21 protein-coding genes are annotated in these 20,604 nt (G+C 49.0%); 9 read left to right on the top strand and 12 right to left on the bottom strand.

Translation table 11 applies throughout. The annotated features are described in order from the left end of the window. The 4 genes from D9738_RS24895 to D9738_RS05830 all read left to right on the top strand — a co-directional run. A partial coding sequence (locus tag D9738_RS24895; RefSeq protein WP_205712954.1) for a hypothetical protein occupies nt 1-309 on the top strand: 309 nt, incomplete at its 5' end. Between the two features lie 57 nt (nt 310-366). Next, on the top strand, nt 367-1,155 hold the full coding sequence (fabI, locus tag D9738_RS05840; RefSeq protein WP_000506490.1) for an enoyl-ACP reductase FabI: 789 nt from the start codon (nt 367-369) through the stop codon (nt 1,153-1,155). A gap of 143 nt (nt 1,156-1,298) precedes the next feature. Then, nucleotides 1,299-2,426: a CMD domain-containing protein gene (locus tag D9738_RS05835; protein ID WP_130259738.1), complete on the top strand. Its 1,128-nt coding sequence runs from the start codon at nt 1,299-1,301 to the stop codon at nt 2,424-2,426. Nucleotides 2,427-2,493: 67 nt separating this feature from the next. After that, nucleotides 2,494-4,428 (top strand): exoribonuclease II, encoded by a 1,935-nt coding sequence (locus D9738_RS05830; RefSeq protein WP_130259737.1) that lies wholly within the window; start codon nt 2,494-2,496, stop codon nt 4,426-4,428. Between the two features lie 63 nt (nt 4,429-4,491). Here the strand turns inward: D9738_RS05830 and D9738_RS05825 are convergent, their stop codons facing one another. Further along, on the bottom strand, nt 4,492-4,614 hold the full coding sequence (locus tag D9738_RS05825; protein WP_130208829.1) for a hypothetical protein: 123 nt from the start codon (nt 4,612-4,614) through the stop codon (nt 4,492-4,494). A 53-nt stretch (nt 4,615-4,667) separates the two neighbouring features. Here D9738_RS05825 and pdeR point away from each other — a divergent pair, with 53 nt between their 5' ends. The 4 genes from pdeR to osmB all read left to right on the top strand — a co-directional run bounded on the left by pdeR (nt 4,668) and on the right by osmB (nt 8,303). Then, a complete protein-coding gene (gene pdeR / locus D9738_RS05820) occupies nt 4,668-6,653 on the top strand; it encodes a cyclic di-GMP phosphodiesterase (RefSeq protein WP_130259736.1) in 1,986 nt (661 codons plus the stop codon). 148 nt (nt 6,654-6,801) lie between these two features. After that, nucleotides 6,802-6,975 (top strand): protein YciZ, encoded by a 174-nt coding sequence (yciZ, locus tag D9738_RS05815; protein ID WP_130208833.1) that lies wholly within the window; start codon nt 6,802-6,804, stop codon nt 6,973-6,975. Between the two features lie 93 nt (nt 6,976-7,068). Next, the gene (locus tag D9738_RS05810; RefSeq protein WP_130259735.1) at nt 7,069-7,818 is read left to right on the top strand and encodes a DNA-binding transcriptional regulator YciT; all 750 of its coding nucleotides are present in this window, start codon (nt 7,069-7,071) and stop codon (nt 7,816-7,818) included. 266 nt (nt 7,819-8,084) lie between these two features. Further along, a complete protein-coding gene (gene osmB, locus D9738_RS05805; protein WP_000498252.1) occupies nt 8,085-8,303 on the top strand; it encodes an osmotically-inducible lipoprotein OsmB in 219 nt (72 codons plus the stop codon). A 126-nt stretch (nt 8,304-8,429) separates the two neighbouring features. Here osmB and yciH read toward each other — a convergent pair whose 3' ends face one another. The 5 genes from yciH to pgpB all read right to left on the bottom strand — a co-directional run bounded on the left by yciH (nt 8,430) and on the right by pgpB (nt 12,084). After that, nucleotides 8,430-8,756: a stress response translation initiation inhibitor YciH gene (gene yciH, locus D9738_RS05800; RefSeq protein WP_130259734.1), complete on the bottom strand. Its 327-nt coding sequence runs from the start codon at nt 8,754-8,756 to the stop codon at nt 8,430-8,432. Further along, nucleotides 8,756-9,493: an orotidine-5'-phosphate decarboxylase gene (pyrF, locus tag D9738_RS05795; RefSeq protein ID WP_130208839.1), complete on the bottom strand. Its 738-nt coding sequence runs from the start codon at nt 9,491-9,493 to the stop codon at nt 8,756-8,758. Before pyrF ends, yciH begins: the two co-directional genes overlap by 1 nt. Before the next feature lie 193 nt (nt 9,494-9,686). Beyond that, nucleotides 9,687-10,856, bottom strand: coding sequence for a lipopolysaccharide assembly protein LapB (gene lapB, locus D9738_RS05790; RefSeq protein WP_130208841.1), 1,170 nt, complete (start codon nt 10,854-10,856; stop codon nt 9,687-9,689). 6 nt (nt 10,857-10,862) lie between these two features. Beyond that, nucleotides 10,863-11,171: a lipopolysaccharide assembly protein LapA gene (gene lapA / locus D9738_RS05785; RefSeq protein WP_130259733.1), complete on the bottom strand. Its 309-nt coding sequence runs from the start codon at nt 11,169-11,171 to the stop codon at nt 10,863-10,865. 148 nt (nt 11,172-11,319) lie between these two features. Further along, on the bottom strand, nt 11,320-12,084 hold the full coding sequence (pgpB, locus tag D9738_RS05780; RefSeq protein ID WP_130259732.1) for a phosphatidylglycerophosphatase B: 765 nt from the start codon (nt 12,082-12,084) through the stop codon (nt 11,320-11,322). Nucleotides 12,085-12,252: 168 nt separating this feature from the next. On the opposite strand from pgpB, the gene ribA reads away from it, so the two are divergent. Beyond that, nucleotides 12,253-12,843, top strand: coding sequence for a GTP cyclohydrolase II (ribA, locus tag D9738_RS05775; RefSeq protein ID WP_130208847.1), 591 nt, complete (start codon nt 12,253-12,255; stop codon nt 12,841-12,843). A gap of 62 nt (nt 12,844-12,905) precedes the next feature. Here the strand turns inward: ribA and acnA are convergent, their stop codons facing one another. From acnA to topA, 6 genes are all read right to left on the bottom strand, one after another. After that, entirely contained in the window at nt 12,906-15,581 is a 2,676-nt protein-coding gene (acnA, locus tag D9738_RS05770) for an aconitate hydratase AcnA (protein ID WP_130259731.1), read from the bottom strand. A gap of 163 nt (nt 15,582-15,744) precedes the next feature. Beyond that, nucleotides 15,745-15,840, bottom strand: a complete 96-nt coding sequence (gene ymiC / locus D9738_RS05765; RefSeq protein WP_130208851.1) for a small membrane protein YmiC — start codon at nt 15,838-15,840, stop codon at nt 15,745-15,747. Between the two features lie 115 nt (nt 15,841-15,955). Beyond that, nucleotides 15,956-16,126, bottom strand: a complete 171-nt coding sequence (locus tag D9738_RS05760; protein ID WP_130208853.1) for a hypothetical protein — start codon at nt 16,124-16,126, stop codon at nt 15,956-15,958. 2 nt (nt 16,127-16,128) lie between these two features. Then, complete coding sequence (locus tag D9738_RS05755; protein WP_212741620.1) at nt 16,129-16,269, bottom strand: YmiA family putative membrane protein; 141 nt, start codon at nt 16,267-16,269, stop codon at nt 16,129-16,131. Nucleotides 16,270-16,588: 319 nt separating this feature from the next. After that, entirely contained in the window at nt 16,589-17,563 is a 975-nt protein-coding gene (cysB, locus tag D9738_RS05750; RefSeq protein WP_064527218.1) for an HTH-type transcriptional regulator CysB, read from the bottom strand. A gap of 209 nt (nt 17,564-17,772) precedes the next feature. Then, nucleotides 17,773-20,370, bottom strand: a complete 2,598-nt coding sequence (gene topA, locus D9738_RS05745) for a type I DNA topoisomerase (RefSeq protein ID WP_130259730.1) — start codon at nt 20,368-20,370, stop codon at nt 17,773-17,775. Nucleotides 20,371-20,604: the final 234 nt, after the last annotated feature.

Raw genomic sequence — 20,604 nt, 5'->3', positions numbered from 1 at the left:
GAATTACCGATCCACTACAACTATTTGTCAGAGATAAGACCGCGACTTGTTGTCGCCAGATTATTAATCGTCGATGACACAACAAACGCCGGACCTGATAAATCCGCGTCTGTTTTATCATCAAACTTACCGGAAGTAATACGAATAGTTTTAAAGCCAGACGCTATAAGATATTTCCACAATCGGCCCCTCGCAGGCGTCGCAAAATGCTCTGGACTGCTGATTCTCTCCGGTACAGAAAGCGCAACTATAGCCACCCACAGCCAGGTTGATTATAATAACCGTTTATCTGTTCGTACTGTTTACTAAAACGACGAATCGCCTGATTTTCAGGCACAACAAGCATCAACAATAAGGATTAAAGCTATGGGTTTTCTTTCCGGTAAGCGCATTCTGGTAACCGGTGTTGCCAGCAAACTGTCCATCGCCTACGGTATCGCTCAGGCGATGCACCGCGAAGGAGCTGAACTGGCATTCACCTACCAGAACGACAAACTGAAAGGCCGCGTAGAAGAATTTGCCGCTCAATTAGGTTCTGACATCGTTCTGCAGTGCGATGTTGCCGAAGATGCCAGCATCGACACCATGTTCGCTGAACTGGGTAAAGTTTGGCCGAAATTTGACGGTTTCGTACACTCTATTGGTTTTGCACCTGGCGATCAGCTGGATGGCGACTATGTTAACGCCGTAACTCGTGAAGGCTTCAAAATTGCCCACGACATTAGCTCCTACAGCTTCGTTGCAATGGCAAAAGCTTGCCGCTCCATGCTGAATCCGGGCTCTGCTCTGCTGACCCTTTCCTACCTGGGCGCTGAGCGCGCTATCCCTAACTACAACGTTATGGGTCTGGCAAAAGCGTCTCTGGAAGCTAACGTGCGCTATATGGCCAACGCAATGGGGCCGGAAGGTGTGCGTGTTAACGCCATTTCCGCAGGTCCGATCCGTACGCTGGCCGCTTCCGGCATCAAAGACTTCCGTAAAATGCTGGCGCACTGCGAAGCCGTTACGCCGATTCGTCGTACCGTTACCATCGAAGATGTGGGTAACTCCGCAGCGTTCCTGTGCTCCGATCTCTCTGCCGGTATCTCCGGTGAAGTGGTCCACGTTGACGGCGGTTTCAGCATCGCTGCAATGAACGAACTGGAACTGAAATAATCGTTCTGTTGGTCAAGATGGGCGGCGTTCTGCCGCCCGTTTTCTCTGTTATACCTTTCTGATATTTGTTATCGCCGATCCGTCTTTCTCCCCTTCCCGCCTTGCGTCAGGATAACGATTTCCGTTATGACCAAGGAGCGCCCATGGAACAACGCCACAGTTCAGGCAAAAGCCATTGGTATCATGAAATCCAATCCAGCACTTCAGAGCATAACGTTCTGCCACTTGTACCCGAAGCCGCAAAGGTCAACGACCCTTTTTTGCTCGACGTGATTCTTGAGGAACAAACGCTGGCCCCTTTTCAGTCATGGCTGGCACCCGCACGTGCACTCGCTGGAGCATTGTTCCCGGCTCAGCTGGCCGTGACCCGCTTGCAGACATTCACCGCTTATGAACGCCTGTCTACAGCTCTGACTGTTGCTCAGGTCTGCGGCGTCCAGCGGTTGTGCAACTACTATTCCGCGCGCCTGACACCACTTCCCGGACCGGATTCCTCCAGGGAAAGTAATCATCGGCTGGCGCAAATCACACAATATGCCCGCCAACTGGCCTTCTCTCCATCTATTATCGACGGTCGATCCCGTGAGCATCTTAAAGATGTCGGCCTTACCGCCTGGGACTGTGTGTTCATTACCCAAATTATTGGCTTTGTCGGTTTTCAGGCGCGAGTGATCGCCTCATTGCAGGCTTATCTTGAGCAACCAGTTCGTTGGCTACCCGGTCTGGAGATGCAAAACTACGCCGATGCATCACTGTTTGCGAATGAATCAACTCGCTGGCGTACCTGCTACGCCGTAGAAAAATCATGTGAAGATGCGGTGAATAGTTCGTCGGTTGAACTCAGCCAACTGACCGAAATACTCAATCTTCACCCAGCTCTACTTTCACGCCTTGAGGAGCTATTCGCCAGCACATTGGTTAGCGCCAAAACCAACCATCAACTTGCGACGTTGTTAACCGCGCGGATTAATGGCAGCGCCGCTTGCTTCGCTAGCCAAACATATTCAACAACAGAATATAAAGAGGCAATCCTCATTCTACGTCAGGGCGAAAATGAAATTAATCGGTGGGCTGATAGCCATTATGTTGAGCGCGCTACCGTTCAGGCGATACAATGGCTGACCCGAGCACCCGATCGCTTTAGCGCCGCCCAGTTCAGCCCATTACTCGAACACGAAATATCATCAACACAGGTTATTAATTTGTTGGTATGGAGCGGGCTTTGTGGCTGGATCAATCGCTTAAAAATCGCGTTGGGTGAAACATATTAACCTTGCTGCGTCAGACAGAATCGCGTAAAACTGTCAGCCGCTCTAATGGCCACCAAAATAGACAATTATGTTTCAGGACAACCCGCTGCTAGCGCAGCTTAAACAGCAACTGCATTCCCAGACGCCCCGCGCTGAAGGGGTGGTAAAAGCCACTGAAAAAGGCTTTGGCTTCCTGGAAGTCGATGCACAGAAAAGTTATTTCATTCCGCCGCCGCAAATGAAAAAAGTGATGCATGGCGACAGAATTATCGCAGTCATCCACAGCGAAAAAGATCGTGAATCTGCCGAACCAGAAGAACTGGTTGAACCTTTTCTAACCCGCTTCGTGGGTAAAGTTCAGGGCAAGAATGACCGTCTGGCCATTGTCCCTGATCATCCATTATTGAAAGATGCCATTCCTTGCCGCGCAGCCCGTGGCCTGACACATGAATTTAAAGAAGGCGACTGGGCAGTTGCCGAAATGCGCCGTCATCCATTGAAAGGCGATCGTTCTTTCTATGCAGAACTCACGCAGTACATCACTTTTGGCGACGATCACTTCGTGCCGTGGTGGGTAACTCTGGCGCGTCATAACCTGGAAAAAGAAGCGCCGAACGGCGTTGCTACTGAAATGCTCGACGAAGGTCTGGTGCGCGAAGATCTGACTGCACTGGATTTTGTCACCATCGATAGCGCCAGCACGGAAGATATGGATGACGCCCTCTTCGCGAAGGCGCTCCCGGATGACAAACTGCAACTGATCGTGGCGATTGCCGATCCAACCGCGTGGATTGCAGAAGGTAGCAAACTGGACAAAGCGGCAAAAGTTCGTGCATTCACCAACTATCTGCCAGGTTTCAACATCCCAATGCTGCCGCGTGAGCTTTCCGACGATCTCTGCTCACTGCGCGCCAATGAAATTCGCCCGGTACTGGCTTGTCGGATGACGCTCTCCGCAGATGGCACCATTGAAGACAATATCGAGTTCTTTGCCGCGACTATCGAGTCCAAAGCGAAACTGGTTTATGACCAGGTTTCCGACTGGCTGGAAAACACCGGCGACTGGCAGCCAGAAAATGAGGCCATTGCCGAACAAATTCGCCTTCTGGCGCAAATTTGCCAGCGTCGCGGCGAGTGGCGCCATAACCATGCACTGGTGTTTAAAGATCGCCCGGATTACCGTTTTATTCTCGGTGAAAAAGGTGAAGTGCTGGATATCGTCGCCGAGCCTCGTCGTATTGCCAACCGTATCGTCGAAGAAGCGATGATTGCTGCTAACATTTGTGCTGCCCGCGTACTGCGCGATAAGCTCGGTTTTGGTATCTATAACGTGCATATGGGCTTTGATCCGGCAAATGCTGAAGCGCTGGCAGCATTGCTAAAAACGCACGGTCTGCATGTCGATGCTGAAGAAGTGCTCACGCTGGATGGTTTCTGCAAGCTGCGTCGTGAACTGGATGCGCAACCGACCGGTTTCCTCGACAGCCGTATTCGTCGTTTCCAGTCCTTTGCCGAAATCAGCACTGAGCCAGGCCCTCACTTTGGCCTCGGTCTGGAAGCGTATGCCACCTGGACCTCACCAATCCGTAAGTATGGCGACATGATCAACCATCGTCTGCTGAAAGCGGTCATCAAAGGCGAAACGGCGACGCGTCCGCAGGATGAGATCACCGTTCAAATGGCCGAGCGTCGTCGTCTCAACCGGATGGCGGAACGTGATGTCGGTGATTGGTTATACGCCCGTTTCCTGAAAGACAAAGCCGGGACCGACACCCGTTTTGCGGCGGAAATTGTCGATATCAGCCGTGGCGGCATGCGTGTGCGTCTGGTTGATAATGGCGCTATCGCTTTTATTCCTGCGCCATTCTTACACGCCGTACGCGACGAACTGGTTTGCAGTCAGGAAAATGGCACCGTGCAAATTAAAGGTGAAACGGTTTACAAGGTAACCGATGTTATCGACGTCACTATTGCCGAAGTTCGTATGGAAACTCGCAGCATTATTGCTCGTCCGGTAGCGTAATATTCTTTTGCGGCCCATTCATTACGGATGGGCCGTTTACTTTACTCGTCTCCGCATTCGTTTTTATCCCCCCAGATTTTTTTCACAGACTTTCGTTTGTAAACTGGCGTTTTTCCAAAACTGGATTACAAATAAATATATAAATAAAACAATACGTTTAGCCGTCGCTAATTTTATGTAATTCATGTTGGACCTTTCTTTTAATCGCGAACTCCGCTGTTAACCGGAAGACACGCTTCATGAAAACAGTTAGGGAGTCCACAACGTTGTACAACTTTCTCGGATCGCACAATCCATACTGGCGTTTATCGGAAAGCAGCGATGTTTTGCGCTTTTCCACCACCGAAACCACAGAACCTGAACGTACTTTGCAGTTATCTGCCGAACAGGCTGCTCGCATCAGGGAAATGACGGTCATCACTTCCAGCTTGATGATGAGTCTGACCGTCAATGAGAGCGATCTTTCTGTGCATCTGGTTGGACGAAAAATCAATAAGCGCGAATGGGGCGGCAACGCGTCTGCATGGCATGACACACTTGCAGTAGCCCGCGATTTATCGCATGGGCTTTCTTTTGCTGAACAGGTAGTGTCTGAAGCTCATTCCGCGATAGTCATTCTTGACAGCCGGGGAAATATCCAACGGTTTAACCGATTATGTGAAGAATACACAGGTTTCAAAGAGCACGATGTCATTGGGCAGAGCGTATTTAAGCTGTTTATGAGTCGTCGTGAAGCTGCGGCATCCAGCCGCAATAACCGCGGCTTTTTTCGCAGTGGTAATGCTTATGAAATTGAGCTCTGGATACCAACGCGCAACGGTCAACGGCTATTTCTGTTTCGCAACAAATTTGTGCACAGCGGTAGCGGCAAAAATGAGATCTATTTAATCTGTTCCGGCACCGATATTACCGAAGAGCGTCGCGCCCAGGAACGACTTCGCATACTGGCAAATACCGACAGCATCACTGGACTACCGAATCGTAATGCCATGCAGGCGTTAATCGATCATGCCATTGATCAAGCTAACGACTGTAAGGTTGGTGTTGTATATCTTGATTTAGACAATTTTAAAAAGGTAAACGACGCTTACGGGCATTTATTTGGCGACCAGTTATTACGTGAGGTGTCACTGGCCCTTTTAAGCTGCCTTGAACAGGATCAGGTGCTGGCGCGTCCTGGCGGGGATGAGTTTCTGGTGCTGGCACCCAATACATCACAAAGCGCACTGGAAGCGATGGCATCACGTATTTTAACCCGGCTTCGCCAACCCTTCCGTATTGGTTTAATTGAAGTTTATACTGGCTGTTCCGTCGGTATTTCACTTTCGCCACAACATGGTATGGACAGCGCAGCCATTATTCGCCATGCCGACACCGCAATGTACACCGCAAAAGAAGGTGGGCGCGGACAGTTCTGTGTTTTTTCGCCAGAAATGAACCAACGTGTTTTCGAATATCTTTGGCTTGATACCAACCTGCGTAAAGCGCTGGAAAACGATCAGTTAGTTATTCATTATCAACCGAAAATCACCTGGCGCGGTGAAGTTCGAAGCCTGGAAGCGTTGGTGCGCTGGCAGTCGCCTGAACGCGGACTCATTCCCCCGTTAGACTTTATTTCCTATGCAGAAGAGTCTGGGCTAATTGTTCCATTAGGACGTTGGGTGATTCTCGATGTGGTGCGTCAGGTGGCGAAATGGCGTGATAAAGGCATTAATCTGCGGGTAGCGGTGAACATCTCTGCTCGCCAGTTTGCCGATCAAACTCTTTTTACCGATCTGAAGCAGGTTCTTCAAGAACTGAATTTTGAATACTGCCCTATTGATATCGAGTTAACTGAAAGCTGTCTGATAGAAAATGATGAACTCGCCCTCTCCGTCATTCAGCAATTTAGTCAGTTAGGCGCGCAAGTGCATTTGGATGATTTTGGCACCGGTTACTCTTCGCTTTCGCAACTGGCCCGTTTTCCCATCGATGCGATTAAACTTGACCAAGCTTTTGTCCGTAATATTCACAAACAACCTGTCTCGCAGTCATTAGTGCGCGCGATTGTCGCCGTCGCCCAGGCATTGAATCTGCAAGTCATCGCCGAAGGCGTGGAAAGCACAAAAGAAGATGCCTTTTTAACCAAAAACGGCATCAATGAGAGGCAAGGATTTTTGTTTGCCAAACCAATGCCTGCCGTGGCCTTTGAACGTTGGTTTAAACGTTACCTGAAACGCTTATAAAGAGACGAATGTATATAATTAGCGATATATAATCTTATCACACATCATTTTCTTGAATGAAAATTGGCCTTTGCCACTATACGCTTCTCTTTTAGTGGCAATTTTTGCATTATTCATTTTTGCCTTTATTTGCCATAAGGATACCCTCATGTCTGAATTTGATGCCCAGCGCGTTGCCGAACGTATTGATATTGTGTTAGATATCCTTGTGGCGGGCGATCACCACTCTGCGATCCATAATCTCGAGATACTAAAAGCAGAACTCTTGCGCCAGGTTGCTGCATCTACGCCAGACATCCCGAAGGCACCGTGGGAGATTTAACAGTCGTGCTTTCAGGCTTTCCATTTAGCAGAAAAGGATGCCAGGCGCGTCAGCTTTTTTATTGAATATTATAACGTTATAAGAATTACAGCGATGAATTCCCGACAACAAACAATTCTACAGATGGTCATTGACCAGGGTCAGGTTAGCGTAACCGAACTGGCAAAAGCCACTGGTGTTTCTGAAGTTACTATTCGCCAGGATCTCAACACCCTCGAAAAACTGAGTTATCTGCGCCGCGCGCATGGTTTTGCAGTTTCGCTTGATAGCGATGATGTTGAAACCCGGATGATGAGTAATTATACGCTGAAGCGTAAACTTGCCGAGTTTGCGGCTTCTCTGGTTCAGTCAGGTGAAACTATCTTTATTGAAAATGGCAGCAGCAATGCCCTTTTGGCTCGCACGTTAGGCGAACAGAAGAAAGATGTTACCATCATTACGGTTAGCAGCTACATTGCGCATTTGTTGAAAGACGCCCCCTGTGAAGTTATTTTACTTGGTGGCGTGTACCAGAAGAAAAGCGAAAGCATGGTTGGCCCTCTGACACGTCAGTGTATCCAGCAGGTTCATTTCAGTAAGGCATTTATTGGTATTGATGGCTGGCAACCTGAAACTGGATTTACTGGACGCGACATGATGCGTACCGACGTAGTCAATGCAGTGCTGGAAAAAGAGTGCGAAGCAATAGTTCTGACGGACAGCTCAAAATTTGGTGCCGTACATTCTTACTCCATCGGCCCTGTTGAGAAAATCAAACGGGTCATTACCGACTCGAAGATACCTGCCAGCCACCTGTTGCATCTTGAGCATAATAGACTGACAGTTCACGTCGTCGACAATTAATTTCCCCTCCTCTACGGATGATTTGCACTTTCGCAAATCATCCGCTCTAAGATGATTCCTGGCTGTTAATTAAGACTATTTACCTGTCCTTAAAACTTCAAAGTTGTAAACTTAACATTAGCGATATAACAGGAAGTGACTGTCACCTGCGTGATATAACCCTGCGCGAGAGGATTTCACGGAAAATAACTTTTTCAGAAAGCGTCTTAACTATTATAGTTAAAGAGAGCTTACTTCCGTGAATCATAAATTCAGGAGAGAGTATTATGTTTGTAACGAGCAAAAAAATGACCGCGGCTGTTCTGGCGATTACGCTGGCTATGTCTCTGAGTGCCTGTTCTAACTGGTCTAAACGAGATCGTAATACCGCAATCGGTGCGGGTGCAGGTGCTTTAGGTGGCGCAGTACTGACTGATGGCAGCACGCTGGGTACGTTAGGCGGTGCGGCAGTCGGTGGTATTATCGGTCACCAGGTCGGTAAATAATCGTAAATAAATGTCGATTAGCGACTCGCAATTATAATACGCTTAACTCTGTTCAGTACGAAATAACTGAATAATACACACAGTAAAATAAACGAAAGCCACGGAATATTTTCGTGGCTTTTTTTGTTAACCGCCTGCGAGTTTTACCTTCATGCCTTTCGCTTCAAGCATTGATTTTAATAAATCACGCTTATCACCCTGAATTTCGATAATTCCTTCTTTTACTGACCCTCCGCAGCCGCATTTTTTCTTCAGTTCTGCCGCTAGCTTTATCAGTTCAGCTTCATCGAGATCAACACCAGTAATCAGGCAAACACCCTTACCTTTGCGACCGCTGGTTTGACGTTGAATACGCACAACGCCATCACCTTTAGAGCGTAAAGGGGCCTCTTTCGGTTCATCGATACGTCCAGTCTCCGTTGAATAGACCAGACGGCTGTTGGAATCACTCATTATGCACTCCGCTGTAACGAGGCGTTGATCGCTTTCAGCGTTTGCGCTGGATCCGCAGATTGCGTCACCGGGCGACCAATCACCATATAATCAACCCCAGCTGCCAGCGCCTGTTCTGGCGTCATAATGCGGCGCTGGTCTCCAGCATCACTCCCCTGAGGACGAATACCCGGCGTAACCAGTTTGAAGTCCTGACCAAACGCTTGTTTAAAACGAACGGCTTCCTGGGCAGAACACACCACGCCATCAAGACCACATTTTTGTGTCAGCGCCGCCAGACGCTCTGCATAATCCGCTGGTGACAGTGTCACGCCGAGATCCGCCAGATCGCTTGATTCCATGCTAGTCAGCACAGTTACCGCTATTAACAACGGCGCGTCTTTGCCAAACGGAACCAGCGCCTCACGAGCAGCGGTCATCATACGCGCCCCACCAGATGCATGAACATTCACCATCCACACACCTAAGTCAGCCGCTGCGGCCACGGCGTGCGCTGCTGTGTTGGGAATGTCGTGAAATTTCAGGTCAAGGAAGATATCAAAACCACGCTCTTGCAGTTCACGGACAAACTGTGGCCCAAACAGAGTAAACATCTCTTTGCCAACTTTCAGACGACAATCGCGTGGGTCGATTTTGTCGACAAATGCCAGCGCAGCATCACGATTATTATAATCAAGGGCAACAACGACGGGAGAACGCGTAACAGCGCGGGAAGAAGATGAAGCAGTTAACGTCATGACCAGACCTTCTTGATGATGGGCACCGGAAGTGGCGCGAAAAAGGTAAACGGCGTGCATTCTACCCGTGGAAATAAAAAATTAACAGTTGCGATTTCTCTCCTGTCAGGCTTTTCCATACAGGAGTTACCGAAGCACATTTGTTGATAACAACTATTAGTATGTTGTAACTAAAATTGTTTTTTTTTAAAAACTACAGGCCGTCCAGACCACGAATTGGTTTAATGGTCGACCAGGCCCGACAGGACGGACAATGCCAGTAAAGGGTATAAGCGGTAAAACCACACTTCTGGCAGCGATAACGCGGCTTACTGCGTACCTTCTCACCAACCATATCGCGCAGCACCATCAGGCTCTCTTTTGCACGCCCTTCTTCCGCTTCATTGAGGTGGTAATCCATCAATTTGTGGAACACGCGCATGGTTGGATGACGTTGCAACTGCCGCGTAATGTAAACCTGAGCTGCATCGCTCCCGTCACGCGATTCAATGATGTCAGCAAGCATCAGTTCAGCATCAGCACCCGTATTTTCTTCCACCGCTCGCTGGAGAAACTCTGCCCATTCGTCAGTTTTACCCAACTGCTGATAGCAGGTTTGCAGCATTTCCAGCGTTTCGCTGACCAGTTCTCTGTCCTGAGAAATAACGCGTTGCAGGCTTTCGACCGCTTTGCCATACTCGCCTTTGGCCATAAACACACGCCCCATCATGATGGATACGCGCGCGCTGTTTTTGTCGGCCGCCGCCCCTTTTTTCAGCAACGTCATGGCACGATCGAGATCTTCGCTGGCAATGTATTGAAGAGCTAATTCACAATAGAAATGAGCTATTTCGACCCGCTGTTTATCTTTACCCAGTTTAACCAAACGTTCGGCGACATCGATCGCCTTTTGCCATTCACTGGTGGCCTGGTAGATTTGCAGGAGTTGTTGCAAAGCGCCAACACGGAAGTCAGTTTCATCAGTCAATTGATTAAACATATCTTCCGCACGATCGTACAATCCGGCAGCCATGTAATCACGACCCAGTTGCTGAATTGCCAACAGGCGCTGTTCATAGGTCAGCGAGGCGCTTTCCATTAAGGTTTGGTGGATGCGAATTGCGCGATCGACTTCGCCACGGGATCGGAACAAGTTTCCGAGCGTAAGGTGGGCTTCAACGGTGCCGGTGTCCTCTTTGAGCATATCGAGGAACAGGTCCACCGCCTTATCTTGTTGATTGCTAAGCAGAAAGTTAACCCCCGCCACGTAATCACGTGACAGGCGATTGGCTTCATCTTGCTTGTTTTGTTGCGCACTTCTGCGGCCCATATACCAGCCATAGGCAGCGGCTACAGGCAAAAGCAGAAACAACAACTCCAGCATAGAAGGTTATTCCTTCGCCACTGACGCATGCGGCGCTACCGCCACATCAGTCGAGGATGAAAGCTGATTTTCCAGTCGCTTTATTTTACGTTCAGCACGCGCCAGAGAAACACGTACTCGCAGCCAGAACAGTCCGCAAATTAACCAACCGATAGCAAAACCCGCAGCAAACAATACCGCCAGCAAAGTAGAGATACGATACTCCCCTTGCGCTAACAGATAGTTAAACGTCACCTGTTGATCGTTCTGCGCACCTAACGTGACCGAAATCACGAAAATCGCCAACACCAATAAGAAAATGAGTAAATATTTCACATTACTTCCCGTTATGTGGTTAGAGCGCATAAATTATGGTCAACTTACCGCAATAGCCCTTTAAAGTACCATTTTCACGCCGACTGCGAAATGGCAACTACGTGCATTGTTGGTGATTTAAGGGCGAAAATCAGAAAATCAACCAGCGTTAACTTTCTTCTTCTCGTTGCGCTATCTCACGATTTTCTTCCGGAGGTGGTGTTAATGGCCCACAAATTCGTTGTGCAAGCCAGGTTGCCACCGCCACCAGCGCCCACGAAATCAATGTAGCCACCACCAAATCACGCGGCCAATGCATCCCGAGTAGCAGACGGCTTCCCATAACTCCCGTGGCCCAAACCAGCAAGAGTGCAATGGTGAACGTTCGCCGACGCGGCCACAGTAACCCAACGGCCAGCAGCGCCCAACTGGCAGCAAACATCGTGTGACCGGAAGGAAAGGCAAAACCCGTCTCTTTCTGCCAGTGAGAGCGTAAATAGCCCGGTATATTATTTTCTGCAGCCAACTGTTCTTTCACTAAACTTCCGCGTTCCGCACGTTTTAAAGTGTAGAACTCCTCAACCGGAATATGATGTGTTTTTTCCAGCCATATCACAAAGGGGCGCGGCTCCTGAACTTTATCTTTTATCCAGGATTTCACGCCTTGTCCAATGAGGATCGCCGCAGCCAGAATGGTAAACAGCATAATTGCGGCTTTGAGGCGAAAACGCAGACACCAGAGAAACCAAGCGAATAAAATCAGATGTGTAATGACGCCCCAGGGCTGAGTAACGGTTTCAGTGATCCAAAAGGCCGCTTTTAACAGCCAACTTTGATCTCCTGGTTGCCAACGCCAGCCAGAAATCCATACAGCTACCGGCATTACAAGTAATAGTGCAGCTCCCACTGCGGTACGTCTGGCAATCGAACGCATGGCCTCTCCTTTTTATAATTCCCACAATCATAACTGAAAATGCCTGCTCCAGTAAAAATTGACAGATTTGTGCCATTCAGTGAACGATTGGCGCGTCGTGATTAGGAGAACCCCTTCGCGTTATGGCAAAATAAGCCAATACAGAACCAGCATTATCTGGAGAATTTCATGCAGCTTAAACGTGTGGCAGAAGCCAAACTGCCAACCCCATGGGGCGATTTCCTGATGGTGGGATTTGAAGAACTGGCAACCGGACACGATCATGTCGCGTTAGTTTATGGCGACATTTCAGGACATACTCCTGTCCTGGCACGCGTCCATTCTGAGTGTCTGACCGGTGATGCCCTGTTCAGCTTGCGCTGCGATTGCGGCTTCCAGCTTGAAGCGGCATTGACGCATATTGCCGAAGAAGGCCGTGGTATTTTGCTGTACCACCGTCAGGAAGGACGTAACATCGGTTTGTTGAATAAAATCCGTGCTTATGCGTTACAGGATCAAGGTTACGATACTGTAGAGGCCAATCATCAGTTAGGTTTCGCCGCTGATGAACGTGATTTCACCCTCTGCGCCGACATGTTCAAGTTACTGGGCGTTAATGAAGTCCGTCTGTTAACCAACAACCCGAAAAAAGTCGAAATTCTGACCGAAGCGGGTATCAACATTGTTGAGCGCGTGCCGTTGATTGTTGGCCGTAACCCAAATAATGAACACTATCTCGATACTAAAGCCGAGAAAATGGGCCATTTGTTCAACAAATAACCCTGTTTGCTACAGACTTAATATATTTGCCGGATGATCCACATCCGGCAAATAAAGTTGAATTACTTCAACATATTACGGATGACATAATGCAAAATACCGTCGTTCCGGTAATAGGTTAATTCTGTTGCAGTGTCGATGCGACAACGGCACGGCACAACGTCCTGCACACCATCAGCTCGCGTTAGTGTCACAGGAACCGTAGCGCCAGGTTGCAGATTTTGCAGATCGGCAATATCAATCTTCTCTTCCCCCGTCAGCCCTAACGATTTACGCGTCACCCCTTGCGGGAACTCCAGCGGCAAAATACCCATGCCGATTAAATTCGAACGGTGAATACGTTCAAACGATTCTGCAATCACCACGCGAATACCGAGCAGACGCGGGCCTTTTGCCGCCCAGTCTCGACTCGAACCTGACCCATATTCTTTCCCGGCAATTACCGCCAGCGGTGTTTTCTCTTGCTGATAGCGCATCGCCGCATCATAAATAGAGATAACATCATTGCCTGGTAGATGGCGCGTCATCCCCCCTTCAACACCAGCCACCATTTCGTTACGAATGCGAATATTGGCGAACGTGCCACGCATCATCACTTCATGGTTACCACGACGCGAACCGTAGGAGTTAAAATCTTTACGCTCAACACCACGACCTTGTAGATATCGACCCGCGGGACTATCAGGCTTAATGCTGCCTGCCGGAGAGATATGGTCAGTGGTAACCGAATCCCCCAGCATTGCCAGAATTCGCGCACCGTGAATATCTTCCACTGGCGCAGGGGTTGCCTGCATTTCATCAAAGAAAGGGGATAAGCGAATGTAGGTCGAATCATCCTGCCATCCGTAGGTATCTGATCGTACAACCTTAATCTCCTTCCACTCCGCAGTCCCTTCGAAAACTTCCGCGTACTCCTTACGGAACATTTCAGTGGAGACTTGCGCAACAGCGCGAGCAATCTCTTGAGTCGATGGCCAGATATCTTTCAGATATACCGGATCGCCTTTACGATCGTGCCCCAGAGGTTCGGAAGCCAGGTTGATATTCATATTGCCCGCCAGTGCATAGGCAACCACCAGCGGCGGCGAAGCCAACCAGTTGGTTTTAACCAGCGGATGAATACGTCCTTCAAAGTTACGGTTGCCAGACAGTACCGCGCCAACGGTTAAATCGCCCTTTTTGATCGCGGTTTCGATAGGATCGGGCAACGGACCAGAGTTACCAATACAGGTGGTACAACCATAGCCCACAAGGTTAAAACCCAGTTCATCAAGATACGGCGTCAGTTTGGCTTTTGCCAGATAGTCAGAAACCACTTTCGAGCCAGGCGCGAGAGACGCTTTGACCCACGGTTGTCGTTTCAGCCCCAGGGTGACGGCTTTTTTCGCCAGTAATCCGGCCGCCATCAGCACGCTGGGGTTAGAGGTATTGGTACACGACGTTATCGCGGCAATAACCACCGCACCATCAGGCAACTGATACTGATGCCCGTTCATAACATAATCGACCGGCTGGCGATCTTTATGCGTGGCGTTGACTTCCAGTTCATTACTGGCGGCAAAAGCTTTTGGCACATCAGGCAGCGCAACACGATCTTGTGGACGCTTTGGACCGGCAAGACTAGCGACTACGTCGTCCATATTCAATTCAAGCGTACTGGTAAAGACCGGTTCATCACCTGCGTTCCGCCACATCCCCTGCGCTTTAGCATATTTCTCAACCAGTTCAACCTGGTCTTCACTACGGCCGCTTAACCGCATGTAATCGAGAGTGACAGCATCGATTGGGAAGAAGCCACAGGTCGCACCATATTCCGGCGACATATTGGCAATGGTTGCACGATCCGCCAGTGGCAGTGAATCCAGACCATCACCGTAAAATTCGACGAATTTACCTACTACGCCATGTTTACGTAGCATCTGAGTAACGGTCAGCACCAGGTCGGTGGCGGTAATGCCTTCACGCAGTTTACCGGTGAGTTTAAAGCCCACCACATCAGGAATGAGCATGGAAACTGGCTGACCTAACATCGCCGCTTCCGCTTCAATTCCACCAACGCCCCAGCCTAACACACCAAGACCGTTGATCATGGTCGTGTGCGAGTCGGTGCCAACGAGCGTATCCGGATAAGCAATCCACTCCCCTTCCTGCAATTCACTCCACACCGCTTTGCCGAGATATTCAAGGTTCACCTGGTGGCAAATCCCAGTGCCTGGTGGCACAACGCTAAAACGACTGAACGCCTGCTGCCCCCATTTCAGAAATACATAACGCTCGTGGTTGCGCTCCATTTCCAGGCGTACGTTTTCCTCAAATGCCTCATCATCGCCAAAGCGATCGACGGTCACCGAGTGGTCAATCACCAGATCGACCGGTGAGAGCGGATTCACCTTCGCGGTATCGCCACCGAGACGTTTTACGGCTTCCCGCATCGCCGCAAGATCAACAACAGCAGGTACGCCGGTAAAATCCTGCATCAACACTCTGGCTGGACGGTAGGCAATTTCGCGGCCGGCGTGGGCATTTTTCAGCCATCCCGCCAGCGCATGAATATCTTCTTCGGTGACCGAATTGCCATCCTGCCAGCGCAGCAGGTTTTCGAGCAGAACTTTGAGCGACTTAGGCAGACGGGTGATATCGCCCAGTGATTTGGCAGCAAGCGGCAGGCTGTAGTAGTGGTAAGTTTTATCTTTGGCCTGCAACGTGTCCTTACTGGCTTCTCGTAGGGTTGACGACATAGCTCCTCCTTAATAACAGGGTTGCGATGCCCTGATTCTCTTCAGGGTGAATATTAAAGATAACACAAACATCGCGTAACGATTTGATAACAACCCAAATTGATAAAAGAGGAGAAAACGTGTGGCAAAGCAAAAGAAAACCCCGCCGCAGCGGGGTCAGGGATCAGTGAGTAACGATCCAGAGGAGTTCAGCCCAGAAGAGCATCGACAGAGAAAATGCGCCCATCCAGGACCAGTATTTCGTATTTGTAGTGATCATAGGCTACACCCTTAACAGTTATTACTTTATGTTGAGATAACTCAACCTGTTATTGCTGTGGTGTAATAAAAGCCGTTATATTCATTAATATATTGGGGAACAAGAATGATGATAATTATTGTTTCTGCTGATCATCTTCAGCAAACATCTCTATAAAGGCTTGCTGTTGCGGTGTTAGTTTCCAGCTATGGGGTATAACGACGGAACAATCCCGTTTCGTTTCCGTTGCATTGTCATTCTGCTGACATAATGGTGACGGCTCCTGATGTTGCTCCTGAACGACCATAGTTATCCCCACACTTTCCAAATCAGCAGTGCGACAACCACCCAAAAGAGCGCAGAACCAAGAAATACCGCAAGCCAAGCTTTGCGTTTTAATTCAGGGTCCCGGCGGGGGTCCTGATTTCCAGAAGGCATTGCTAACCTCATATAATCGCCATCACTTATCAGAAAGATGCTAAACGATTGGTATAATTAATCAAATGATAGGACAAATCCTAATGAAACTTTAGTCAAAAATCCAGCGAATTTACGAATCGTTTCCAGTGAATAATTCAATCTTTTGACCTGAAATAGATATTTGAAGAGTGGAGTTTGCAACGCGGATAAATAGACACTACTTTATGCTCGATTTGCCATAAAAATTTTGTGGATATTTATATTGTGAGCGACTAACAAATAAAAAGGAATAGAGAATATATTCCGGCACCTTTGTCACATAAAAAGATGCCGGAAATAACGTGGGTAATTATTTTTCTGGCAATTTGATATCTTTGAACATGACTTCAATTTCTTCATTGGAACGCAGTGCAACGGCGGCATCAACGACGTCTCGCGTTAAATGCGGCGCAAAACGCTGAATGAAATCATACATATAGCTGCGTAAAAACGTACTACGGCGAAAACCAATTTTAGTTGTGCTGTGGCTGAAGATATCATGTGCATCGACACGCACCAGATCGGGGTCTGAAACCGGATCGACCGCCATGCTGGCAATGACCCCTACTCCCAGCCCAAGACGAACGTAGGTTTTAATGACGTCAGCATCAGTTGCTGTGAAGACAATACGCGGTGTCAGCCCTGCGCGGTTAAACGCTGTGTCCAGTTCGGAACGGCCGGTAAAGCCGAAGGTATAGGTTACTAGCGGATACTGCGCCAGTTCTTCAATCGTGATTTCCTTTTTGCCCGCCAGAGGATGATCCGGGGTTACCACAATGGCCCGGTTCCAGTGGTAGCACGGCAACATCACTAAATCTTCATATAAATGCAGGGCTTCCGTGGCAATTGCGAAATCAGCATTACCTTTAGAGACTGCATCAGCAATTTGTGTCGGCGAGCCCTGATGCATATGCAAAGAAACTCGAGGATAACGCTCGATAAAGCCTTTAATGACATTTGGCAGCGCATAACGTGCCTGAGTATGGGTAGTGGCAATATACAGCGAACCTTTATCAGGCCAGGTGTGTTCACCGGCTACCGATTTAATGGCGTCGACCTTTGACAACACTTCACGAGCAATACGGATAATTTCCTGCCCTGCGGGGGTTACCTGCGTCAGGTGCTTACCGCTACGGGAAAAAATTTGAATGCCAAGTTCATCTTCCAACATTCTGACTTGCTTACTGATCCCGGGTTGTGATGTGTAAAGTCCTTCAGCCGTTGAGGAGACATTCAGGTTATGATTGACTACCTCAACAATATAGCGAAGTTGTTGTAATTTCATGTTAAACCATCCAATTAGACGCCATCAGAACATCGTTTTTTCGCCACACCTGGCGGGTGACTAATACGATTTAATAATAAAAAAAGTGATAACTATAACCACTATATCATTTATAGCTTTAGTGTATAGGTATGTAGAAAAAATAATATGCAATGAAAAAGGGCCGCTTTTGCGACCCTTTGTTTATAAAAACCTGACAGACTTAAAGGTTATTTTTTCCCTTCAACCCATTTGCCATCAACATAAAATGCTGACCAGCCAGTTGCCTTTCCGTCTTTTTCCGAAGAGACATATTGCTGTTTAGTTTTGCGGCTAAAGCGAACCATTGTCTTATTACCGTCTGGATCTTGCTGCGGAGCCTCCGCCAGATAACGCAGTTTTTCCGGTAGACGGTCGCGGAAGCGATAAAGCTCTTCCACCAGCGGCGCACGCGTTTCACGAGATTTCGGGAAGGTGTTGGCAGCCAGGAACACTCCAGCAGCGCCGTCACGGAGCACGAAATAAGCATCCGATTTTTCGCACGCTAATTCTGGCAGCGGAACCGGATCTTCTTTCGGTGGCGCCACTTCTCCGTTACGTAAAATCTTACGCGTGTTTTTACACTCTTCGTTGGTGCAGGCCATGTATTTACCGAAACGCCCCATTTTCAGGTGCATTTCAGAGCCACATTTTTCACACTCAACGATCGGGCCGTCATAACCTTTAATGCGGAATTCGCCCTCTTCGATCTCGTAACCATCGCAGGTTGGGTTATTACCACAAACATGCAACTTACGTTTTGGATCGATGAGATAGCTGTCCATCGCCGTGCCGCATTTCGGGCAACGACGTTTGGCGCGCAGGGCGTTAGTTTCAGCGTCTTCGCCTTCCAGTACGTTCAGTACTTCGTTTTCCGGCACCAGGTTAATGGTGGTTTTGCAACGCTCTTTCGGCGGCAGCGCATAGCCAGAACAGCCAAGGAATACCCCGGTGCTCGCTGTACGAATACCCATTTTGCGGCCACAGGTAGGGCAATCAATGCTGGTCAAAACCATCTGGTTTGGACGCATACCGCCCTCTTCCGGATCTTTTTCCGCTTTATCAAGCTGCTGGGTGAAATCCGAGAAGAAGTGATCCAGTACGGCTTTCCATTCCGCTTCGTGATTTGCCACCTGGTCGAGGCTGTTTTCCATCTGCGCGGTGAAGTCGTAATTCATTAATTCGCGGAAATTTTCTTCCAGACGATCGGTTACGATTTCACCCATTTTTTCCGCATAGAATCGACGGTTTTCCACACGCACATAGCCGCGATCCTGGATGGTCGAAATAATCGACGCATAGGTAGACGGACGACCAATACCGCGTTTTTCCAGTTCTTTAACCAGCGAGGCTTCGCTGAAACGGGCTGGCGGCTTGGTAAAGTGCTGTGCCGGAGTCAGTTCAACAAGCGACAGAGAGTCGCCTTTATCGACTGCCGGTAAAATACGATCTTCATCGCCTTTACGCAGCGCAGGCATTACTTTCGTCCAGCCATCAAAGCGCAGAATACGTCCGCGTGCTTTCAGGCGGAAATCGCCTGCACCGACGGTCAGCGTGGTGGAATCATATTTCGCCGGGGTCATTTGACAGGCAACAAACTGACGCCAGATTAACTGGTAAAGTTTCTGTGCGTCCGCTTCCATATCCTTCAGCGATTCCGCCATCACATTGACGTCAGAAGGACGAATTGCTTCGTGCGCTTCTTGTGAGTTTTCTTTGCTGGCGTACTGATTCGGACTTTCCGGCAGATATTTATTACCAAAATTATCGCTGATATAACCGCGAACCATATTTACCGCGTCCTGACTCAGGTTAGTGGAGTCAGTACGCATGTAAGTGATATAGCCTGCTTCATACAGACGCTGCGCCATCATCATGGTCTTTTTCACGCCAAAACCAAGACGGGTGCTGGCAGCCTGTTGCAGCGTAGAGGTAATAAAAGGAGCGCCAGGTTTACTGGTGGTCGGTTTGTCTTCACGTTCCAGCACGCTATAGCGCGCTTTTTCCAGCAGACTTACCGCAGCCTGAGTTTGTTCTTTATTGACCGGGCGGAACGGTTTGTCATTCTGATGAGTCACCTGCAAAGCCAATGCCTCGCCGGATGGCGTGGTCGTGCTGGCATCCACTTCCCAGAACTCTTCCGGTACGAACGCTTTAATTTCACGCTCACGTTCAACCACCAGGCGGACCGCTACCGACTGCACACGCCCGGCAGACAGACCACGAGCAATTTTTTTCCACAGCAGCGGAGAAACCATATACCCCACCACGCGGTCCATAAAGCGACGCGCCTGCTGGGCATTAACACGATCGATATTCAGCTCACTTGGCTTGTTAAATGCCTGACGAATCGCGTTTTTCGTAATTTCGTTAAATACCACTCGGCTATAGCGCGCATCATCACCACCAATCACTTCCCGCAGGTGCCATGCAATGGCTTCCCCTTCGCGGTCAAGGTCGGTTGCGAGATAGATGTGGTCGGCTTTTTCAGCCAGTTGTTTCAGTTCAGAGACGACCTTCTCTTTACCTGGCAACACTTCATAGTGCGCCTCCCAATTGTGCCACGGGTCAACCCCCATACGGTTGACGAGAGCGCCACGTTCATCCTTTTTAGGCTTTTTAGCCGTCTTGGTGGAGGTAGAGTCGGCACTCTTTTTGGCTGCTGAGCCACTGGTCGGCAAATCGCGGATGTGACCGACGCTGGATTTCACCACGTAGTCACTACCCAGATACTTGTTGATCGTTTTGGCTTTTGCCGGGGACTCAACGATGACAAGAGCTTTACCCATATTCACCTTACCTAATTTGATTCTTCCAGGAATGCGTCGCACATTGATAAACCTTCCACTGGCAACGAGTTACCGATATGGACTCGCTCTCTGCGGATATCAACCCCTTGTCGTGACTCTGTTCACGATAATTCAGGTGACTGAGTTAACAGGTCTGGCCTACAGGCGCTATAGCACGACGTAATTTTGGTCGAATGTCAAGCAAATCTATTGCCAGATTGACGAAAGCGTCAC

It is taken from the genome of Escherichia sp. E10V5 (assembly GCF_004212315.1).
Classification (GTDB): domain Bacteria; phylum Pseudomonadota; class Gammaproteobacteria; order Enterobacterales; family Enterobacteriaceae; genus Escherichia.
The sequence above is the reverse complement of the archived record's forward strand: the minus strand, read 5'-3'. Positions and strand labels throughout refer to the sequence as shown.